The sequence below is a fragment of the Bradyrhizobium sp. genome (assembly GCF_049586575.1).
Classification (GTDB): domain Bacteria; phylum Pseudomonadota; class Alphaproteobacteria; order Rhizobiales; family Xanthobacteraceae; genus Bradyrhizobium.
This window is the reverse complement of sequence record NZ_JBAVCF010000133.1, coordinates 1-8,093: the sequence shown is the minus strand read 5'-3', so window position 1 is coordinate 8,093 and position 8,093 is coordinate 1. Positions and strand designations below refer to the sequence as shown.

Annotated in this window: 6 protein-coding genes and 1 pseudogene; 4 read left to right on the top strand and 3 right to left on the bottom strand. The window is 61.6% G+C overall.

Annotated features, from left to right (window positions below):
• From WB528_RS04865 to WB528_RS04850, 4 genes and pseudogenes are all read left to right on the top strand, one after another.
• Nucleotides 1-320 (top strand): annotated as a pseudogene (locus WB528_RS04865) (TolC family protein); the annotation flags it as partial.
• A 12-nt stretch (nt 321-332) separates the two neighbouring features.
• Entirely contained in the window at nt 333-1,691 is a 1,359-nt protein-coding gene (locus WB528_RS04860) for a multicopper oxidase family protein (RefSeq protein WP_423887295.1), read from the top strand.
• A 69-nt stretch (nt 1,692-1,760) separates the two neighbouring features.
• Nucleotides 1,761-2,558, top strand: a complete 798-nt coding sequence (locus WB528_RS04855) for a Spy/CpxP family protein refolding chaperone (RefSeq protein WP_423887294.1) — start codon at nt 1,761-1,763, stop codon at nt 2,556-2,558.
• A gap of 375 nt (nt 2,559-2,933) precedes the next feature.
• On the top strand, nt 2,934-3,284 hold the full coding sequence (locus WB528_RS04850) for a DUF3147 family protein (RefSeq protein ID WP_423887293.1): 351 nt from the start codon (nt 2,934-2,936) through the stop codon (nt 3,282-3,284).
• 249 nt (nt 3,285-3,533) lie between these two features.
• On the opposite strand, the gene WB528_RS04845 is transcribed toward WB528_RS04850, so the two are convergent.
• The 3 genes from WB528_RS04845 to WB528_RS04835 form a co-directional block, all read right to left on the bottom strand.
• Nucleotides 3,534-6,749, bottom strand: coding sequence for an efflux RND transporter permease subunit (locus WB528_RS04845; RefSeq protein WP_423887292.1), 3,216 nt, complete (start codon nt 6,747-6,749; stop codon nt 3,534-3,536).
• A complete protein-coding gene (locus WB528_RS04840) occupies nt 6,746-7,741 on the bottom strand; it encodes an efflux RND transporter periplasmic adaptor subunit (protein ID WP_423887291.1) in 996 nt (331 codons plus the stop codon). Before WB528_RS04840 ends, WB528_RS04845 begins: the two co-directional genes overlap by 4 nt.
• Before the next feature lie 73 nt (nt 7,742-7,814).
• Nucleotides 7,815-8,093, bottom strand: a 279-nt coding sequence (locus WB528_RS04835; RefSeq protein WP_423887290.1) for an ArsR/SmtB family transcription factor, incomplete at its 5' end; no start/stop codon positions are given.

The window sequence follows — 8,093 nt, the reverse complement described above, 5'->3', positions numbered from 1 at the left end:
AGGCGCGCGACGCTTACCGTGTCTACCGCTCCAGCTACGACATCGCCAGCCGCTATGAGCGCGACGTGCTGCCACAACGCCAAACCATCATGGAGGAGATGCGACTGCAATTGTCGAGCATGCAGGTCGACGTCTTCGCGCTCGTAACGGAGACACGCCAGCGCGTAGCGTCGCAACGAGCCGCCATCGATGCCCGGCGCGCTTTCTGGTTCTCGCAATCCGACCTCATGACCGCCGTCAACGGCGGAGGGGCCGGCGCAGGCAGTGACGGCCCATCGCCAGCCGTCTCGACAGCTCAATCGGTCGGCAACAGTCACTGAAGGAGACGAGCCATGTTTTCACGTCGAGGTTTGCTGGGGACCGCCGCTCTGATCGGCGCCAGCGCGGTCAGCGGCCGCGTTCAGGCGGCTGCGATTCCGGAGGCGCCGATCAAGAACAACGCCGTGATGCAGCCGCCGCTGCACCCCTCGAGCGGGCCGGACTACCGTCCGGTCGTCACATTGAACGGATGGTCGCTGCCTTGGCGAATGAACGGCGACTGGAAGGAGTTTCATCTGGTCGCGGAGCCGGTCGTGAGGGAATTCGCGCCCGGCATGAAAGTCAACCTCTGGGGCTATAACGGCCAGGCACCGGGACCGACGATCGAAGCAGTCGAAGGCGACAAGGTCCGCATCTTCGTCACCAACAAGCTTCCCGAACACACCACGGTGCATTGGCACGGCATGCTGATCCCAAACGGCATGGACGGAGTTGGCGGCCTCAACCAGCCCCACATCGATCCCGGCAAGACGTTCGTCTATGAGTTCGAGCTCAGGAAGAGCGGAACCTTCATGTACCACCCGCATTCCGACGAGATGGTGCAGGTAGCGATGGGCATGATGGGCATGTTCATCGTGCATCCGCGTGACATCTCGTTCCGCGCCGTGGAACGCGATTTCGTCTTCATCATGAGCACGTATCGCGTAGATCCCGGCACTTCGCTGCCGAACATCAACGAGATGACCGAGTTCAACATGTGGACATGGAATTCCCGCGTGTTTCCGGGCATCGACCCGCTGCCGGTGCGGCTCGGCGACAAGGTCCGCGTCCGCATGGGCAATCTCACAATGACCAATCACCCGATCCACCTTCACGGCCACAGTTTCTCGGTGAGTTGCACGGACGGCGGGTGGGTGCCCGAGAGCGCGCAATGGCCGGAGGTGACGATCGACGTTCCCGTCGGGGCGATACGCGCGTTCGATGTCGTCGCCGACAATCCCGGCGACTGGGCGTTCCACTGCCACAAGGCGCACCACACCATGAACGCGATGGGGCATTCGATGCGCAATTTCATCGGCGTCTCAAAGAAGGATCTGGCGAATGTGGTCGGCAAGCTCGCGCCGGAGGCGATGATATTGGGCAATACCGGCATGGCGATGGGCGATATGGAAATGCCCGCACCCGACAACACGCTCCCGATGATGACAGGTAGCGGTCAGTTCGGACCCATCGAGATGGGCGGCATGTTCACCGTGATGAAGATCCGCGAGAGCTTGGCGCGCGACGATTATCGCGATCCCGGCTCCTACCAATACCCGGCTGGTACCGTTGCTCACGAAGTTGATGCGCCCGTTACCGGGCCGGCCCGGCAGCCGCGGGCGGCGCCAGACCCTCACGGCGGCGCTGCGCCCATGAAGGGAATGAAAATGTAGCGGTAGCCGAGCAAAAACGCCGCCGGTCAGATGACTAATTAAACAAGGAGAACAGCATGATTCAGGCAGATGGCGGGAGTTTCCATCCGCGCGGCACTGCTGAGTTTGATTTGCATCAAGCGCCTGCCGACAGAATTAGGCACTCATAGCCAACCATCGTTCATCGGGAGAAGGCTCATGAAACATTCGGCACTGGCGGCTGCATTGTTGGTTGCGCTCGGTACCTCGTCTTGGGCGCAATCGCCGCCCGATCACGAGGCTCACCATCTTGACCAAAAGCTGTCACCGGCAACACCGCCGTCACCACCTGCCGACCAGTCCGGAATGACAGGACAGGGCATGATGGGCGACGCGCAAGACAAAATGGGTGGGAAAGGCATGATGAACATGATGGGCGAAAACATGCCCATGATGATGCATATGATGGGCAGCATGCGGCAGCCGGCCGGCATGGAGATGATCGACCACGTCGAGGGTCGCATCGCCTTTTTGCGGGCCGAACTGAAGATTACCGACGCACAATCCGCCGCCTGGGATGCGTTCGCCGACGTTTTGCGGGCCAACGCAAATAGCCTTGGCGAGGTGCGCGCGTCGATGGTGGGGCAGGGAGGCGCCGCCTCGCAGACATTGGTTGGTCGCGTTGCGTTGCAGGAGAAGTGGTTGGCAGCGCGTCTCGAAGGGACCCGTGCGATCAAAGCGGCTCTGACTAATCTCGTCGGTACGCTCTCGGACGATCAGATCAAGACGGCGAACGAACTCCTCGCGCCCCACATGGGTATGGGCATGATGGGGATGATGGGAGGCATGCACCGGGGCCAGATGGGGTCCGGCCAGATGCCGCCGGGACGAATTATGCCGGGGCGATGATTTCGGTAGCTTGAGCAGGCGAGGTTTTCCGCGACGGCCTTACCGGCGCAATCCGAGAACACGAGGTGGCCCTGCGTTCAACGATGGCTGAACCGACGCTGCCTTGCCACGACAAAGCTAAACTGCGATCGATGCCGTCAGAGGCCGCGTCCAACTGGTCGAGTATTGCGCAGCGCTTGGACCGGAGTCTCAAGGGGAGACTGCATTTTCACCTTGCAGGATTTTAGATTGTGTGCGGTGCGAAGGCGAGACGACCGATTCTGAGAGACAGGCTGCTCTGGAACAACACAAAGTTGCGGGATGCACCCTGCGCTGCCAAGATAACGCCATCGGCTATCAGCCTGCTCGACCTTTGACGAAAAGGCAGGGGCGCCCATGCTCTACTTCACCATCAAATGCCTGTTGTCTGGCCTGATAATCGCCGTCGTTTCCGAAGTGGCAAGACGAAGTCCCACTCTCGGTGCACTCATTGTTTCGCTGCCCCTGGTGTCCCTATTGGGCATCCTTTGGCTCTGGCGTGACACCAAGGATATCGACCGAATTGCTGCTCATGCCGAATCCACGTTCTGGTACGTGCTACCATCGCTTCCGATGTTCTTGGTCTTGCCGGCGCTGCTCAGGGCAGGGGCGGGCTTTTGGCCGAGCTTGGGCGCAAGCTGCCTACTCACCGTGACACTGTATCTTGCCACCGCGTGGACTCTCGCAAGATTTGGGATCAGTCTTTGACAGCGCGGTTGGGGCCAATCGCATAACGCGGGATGAGATGGCGCGTCAGCTTTTGGACCCCAAAAGCGCATCATGAAGTCAACCTAGCGTCGCCGGTCAGATGCGATTGCGTTCACGACGTTCTGCAAGACTTTGCCTTCCAGGCCAGACTCGCGGAAGATCGTCTCGACTTCCTCGATTTCCTTTTCGCGCAGATGGTCGATCTCGTGGTTCTTTGCGGCTCTCCTCGGCCGACCCGGCGCGCGACTTTTACGTAGCGTGTTTCGCTGCTGGAGACTCCTGTCGCAGCGCGATGTAAATGGCTGGAATGACGAGAACGGTAAGCAATGTGGAGGACGCTAGTCCAAACAGTAGTGAGATTGCCAAACCCTGAAAGATCGGATCGAGCAGGATCGTCGCAGCGCCGATCATGGCGGCGAGCGCCGTGAGCACGATCGGCTTGAAGCGGACGGCGCCTGCTTCAAGCACCACCTCGCGCAGAGGCTTGCCCTCTGAACCGCTGTGGCGGATGAAATCGACCAGCAGGATCGAGTTGCGCACGATGATGCCGGCGAGCGCGATGAACCCGATCATCGAAGTTGCGGTGAACGGCGCTCCCAGCAGCCAATGCCCGATCAGAATGCCGATCAAGGTCAGCGGAATGGGCGTCAGGATTACCAGTGGCAGGCGAAAGCTTCTAAACTGGGCGACAACCAGCACATAGATGCCGAGGATCGCTGCGCCGAAGGCCGCGCCCATGTCGCGGAAGGTTACCCAGGTGATCTCCCATTCGCCATCCCACAGCAGCGTCGGATGCGTTTCGTCGGCCGGTTGTCCGTGCATCTTGACGGCCGGCTTGGGCAGCGTTCCCCAGTCATGCGTATTGATGCGATCGTCCACCGCTAGCATCCCATAGAGCGGCGCCTCGAAGCGGCCGGCGAGCTCGGCCATCACCATGTCGGCGAAGCGGCCATCGCGCCGGAAGATGACGGGCGTTCCTTCTTCCATGGTCGCCTTCACGACCTGGCCCAATTCGACGACAGTCTTGCTCCCCGGCAACGTATTCGCGGGCACCGGTGTCGAGGCCAGTGCCTCGTCCCAGACCAGATCGCGCTTTGGCAGCCGCACCGCTATTTCGATCGGATTGCGATCTTCGCCGCGATGCGAATAGCCGATCGAGATGCCGCCGAACAGCGCCTGGATCGTGTCGTAGACGTCGCGCTGCTCGACGCCGAAGAATTCGAGCCGGTCCTGATCGATCGAAAGACGAAGCCGCGGCCGCTTTTCGCCGATCGAATCGTCGATATCGACGATGAAAGGCACTTCCGCAAAGACCTTCTTCAGCTCACGCGTAACCGCGCGGCGCGTGACTGCATTCGGGCCATAAACCTCGGCAAGGAGTGTCGCCAGTACCGGCGGTCCCGGCGGCACCTCGACCACCTTGATGCTGGTGCCGGCGGGAAGTTCGAGCGTCTTCAATTGCTGCCGCAGTTCGAGTGCGATCTCGTGGCTCGCCCGCTTGCGCTCAGTGCGGAAAGCCAGGTTGACCTGCAGTTCCCCGAGTTCCGGCCTCTCGCGCAGGTAATAGTGACGAACGAGACCGTTGAAATTGAACGGCGCTGCGGTACCGGCATAGGATTGCAGGGAGGTCGTCTCCGGCAGTCGCCGCGCGATCTCCGCGGCTGCGAACAGGACGCGCTCGGTCGCCTCGAGGCTTTCGCCTTTCGGAAGGTCAACCATGACGGCAATTTCGGACTTGTTGTCGAAAGGCAGCAATTTGACCGTGACGGATTTGGTCGCAAACAGCGTCATCGACAGCAGCGTGGCGCCGCCGACGACGAGCAGGAACCTCCAGGCCGCGCGCTTGCTGCTCACGATCGGCGTCGCAAAACGGCGGTAGAGCGAGCCGAGCCTTCCTTCAGCGTGCGCGGCGTGAGCCGCAACCGCGTCGCCCCTGGGCGCCAGCCGCAGCATCAACCAGGGCGCGACCACCATGGCCACAAAGAAGGAGAACAGCATCGCCGCGGAAGCGTTCGCCGGTATCGGCGCCATGTACGGACCCATCAGCCCCGACACGAACAGCATCGGCAATAGCGCGGCAACCACGGTGAGCGTCGCAACGATGGTGGGATTGCCGACCTCGGCGACCGCTTCGACCGTTGCCTGGAGGCGAGGGCGGCCGTCCCGCATGGCCCAGTGACGGGCGATGTTCTCGACCACAACGATGGCGTCGTCGACGAGAATTCCGATCGAGAAGATTAACGCAAACAGGCTGACGCGGTTGATGGTGTAACCCATCAGGTTGGCGGCAAACATCGTGAGCAGGATGGTTGTCGGAATGACGACGAAGGTGACGATCGCCTCGCGCCAGCCGATCGCAACGGCAATGAGCACCACGATCGAAATCGTTGCCAGCGCGAGATGAAACAGAAGCTCGTTGGCCTTTTCGTTGGCCGTCTCGCCGTAGTCGCGGGTCATCGTTACCTGGACGTCGTCGGGAATCAGGCTGGATTTCAGTCCCTCCAGGCGGCGGGCGACGTCGGCGGAGACCACCACCGCGTTGGCGCCGGCGCGCTTGGCGAGCGCAAGACTGACCGCGGGCACGCGCGTCCATTGTCCTTTGCCATCCGGCGCCTCGTTCCAGACCCGATGATCGATCGTGCTCGGTCCGATCGCGACGGTGGCCACGTCCCTGACATAGACCGGACGCCCGTCGCGGGTCGAAATCAGCAGCATTCCAATATCGGGAATGCCGGACAGCGTCTGACCGGCAGCGACACTGCGCACAGTGCCGGCGTCACGGACCTGCCCGGCCACGAATGACCGGTTCGCGTCTTTCACTTTCGCGACGAGCTGCTGAAGCGTGACGCCGTAAAGTGATAATCTTTCCGGATCGGGCTCGACCCGGATCTCCTGCGCCGCACCGCCCGAAATGTAGGTCAATCCGATGTTGTCGACTTTCACGAGTTCGGAGCGCAGTTTGTCGGCGAGCTCGTACAGGTCCTTGTCGGTCCAGCGATCCGCGGCCTGCGGTTTCGGCGACAGGGTCAATACGGTCACGGCGACGTCATTGATGCCGCGCCCAACGATCAGCGGCTCGGGGATGCCGACAGGGATACGGTCGAGATTAGCGCGGATCTTCTCGTGAACGCGCAGGATCGCGTCCTCGAATTTGGTGCCGACCAGAAAACGCGCGGTCACCATCACGCGATCGTCTTCAGTCTGGCTATAGACGTGCTCGACGCCGTCGATGCCCTTGACGATGGCCTCCAGCGGTTTGGTGACGAGTTCGACGGCGTCGGGGCCGCGCAATCCGTCCGCGTTCACGCGGATATCCACCATCGGCACGCTGATCTGCGGCTCTTCCTCCCGCGGGATCACGACGACGGCGATCAGGCCGACGACGAGGGCGGCTATCAGGAATAATGGCGTTAGCGGCGAAGTGATGGTCGCTTTCGTCAGCCGGCCTGAGAGTCCTAGATTCACGGCCGCTCCAGTCTGTCGCCGGCACGAAGACCGGACAGGATTTCCAGCCCGTCGGGAAGCGCAGGCGTCGGCATCTCGCGACCACGCTGCACCGGCACCTCGATGGTGGCCTTGCCCTTGTTCAGGCGGACATAGTCGATGCCAAAGCGCGTCTTGACGTAACTCGATGGGACGATGAACGCCGGCCGGGTGCCGCCGGAAATCCACACCCGTAACCGATCGCCGACGAAATATTCGCCGAGCCCCTCGACGGTCGCATCCGCGATCACGCGACCTTCCTCGATCTGGGGATAGATCAGGTCGACAACGCCCCATTTGGCCGTGCGCTCTCCGAATTCGTCGCCATCGAGGCGAATGCGATCACCGGCCTTCAGCAAGCGGGCGTGCTCCTCCGGAAGCCTCAATCGCAGCTTGAAATTCTGCTGCGCGACCGTGACGAGAGGATCACCGGGCAGAACCACCGAGCCTACCGCCACCAGGCGCTTCAGGACACGGCCGTCCTGCGGGGCCAGAACCTGCCCTTCCGTCTGCTGCTGCTGGATGACGCCTCGTTCCGCCGTCTTGGCGCGGAGATTGTTCTCGGCAACGTTGAGGGCCGTTCGCGCCTCATCGAGCCGGGTGCGCGCAAGCGTGCCACGATCGACCAATCCCGAGATGCGATCAAAATCGGTCTGCGCCTGATCGGTCTGGGCCTGCAGCGCCTGGATCTGCGCATCGAGCGACTTCATTTGAAGCGCGAGTTTCTGGTCGCCCACGACCGCGATCGCCTGACCTTGCGTTACCGCGTCGCCTTCCCTGACGTGGAGTTCGGCCACCGTGCCGCCGATTCGGCTGCGCGCCGGAACTACACTGGTGCTTTCCACGGTCGCAAAGACCGCCTTCTCGTCCGCGATCGAACGCTGCTCCACGGTCAGCGTCTCTGCGCAGGCTGTGCCTGCGACGAAAGAAAGTGACGCAAACGTCACCAAAAGCCGGAAGCTTTGCCTGATCATGGCATTACCCATCCGCCGCACAGCGGCACCTCATTTTCATTTCATCAGTGACTTGTCCGCGCGTTGATTTTTCTCAACGCGGTTGTCGCCGCGCGCCCCTAGCCTTAGGGGTGCAATAGACCTGATAGAGCGTCTTCAGGACTTCGCGCGCGGGCTCGCTGGCGATCGAATAGTAGATCGTTTGCGCATCGCGGCGCGTCGATACCAGGCCGTCCTTGCGAAGGAGTGCAAGATGCTGGGAAACCGTGGAATCCCGCAGTCCCAGGAATTCGGTCAACTCACCGACGGAATGCTCGCCGTCGATCAACTGGCAGATGATCAGAAGCCGGTGCCGGTTGGAAAGCGCCTTCAG

Bases quoted from the DNA above. Each gene is read 5' to 3' on its own strand.
- WB528_RS04860 (WP_423887295.1), top strand. From the start codon at position 333: ATGTTTTCACGTCGAGGTTTGCTGGGGACCGCCGCTCTGATCGGCGCC.
- WB528_RS04855 (WP_423887294.1), top strand. From the start codon at position 1,761: ATGGCGGGAGTTTCCATCCGCGCGGCACTGCTGAGTTTGATTTGCATC.
- WB528_RS04850 (WP_423887293.1), top strand. From the start codon at position 2,934: ATGCTCTACTTCACCATCAAATGCCTGTTGTCTGGCCTGATAATCGCC.
- WB528_RS04840 (WP_423887291.1), bottom strand. From the start codon at position 7,741: ATGATCAGGCAAAGCTTCCGGCTTTTGGTGACGTTTGCGTCACTTTCT.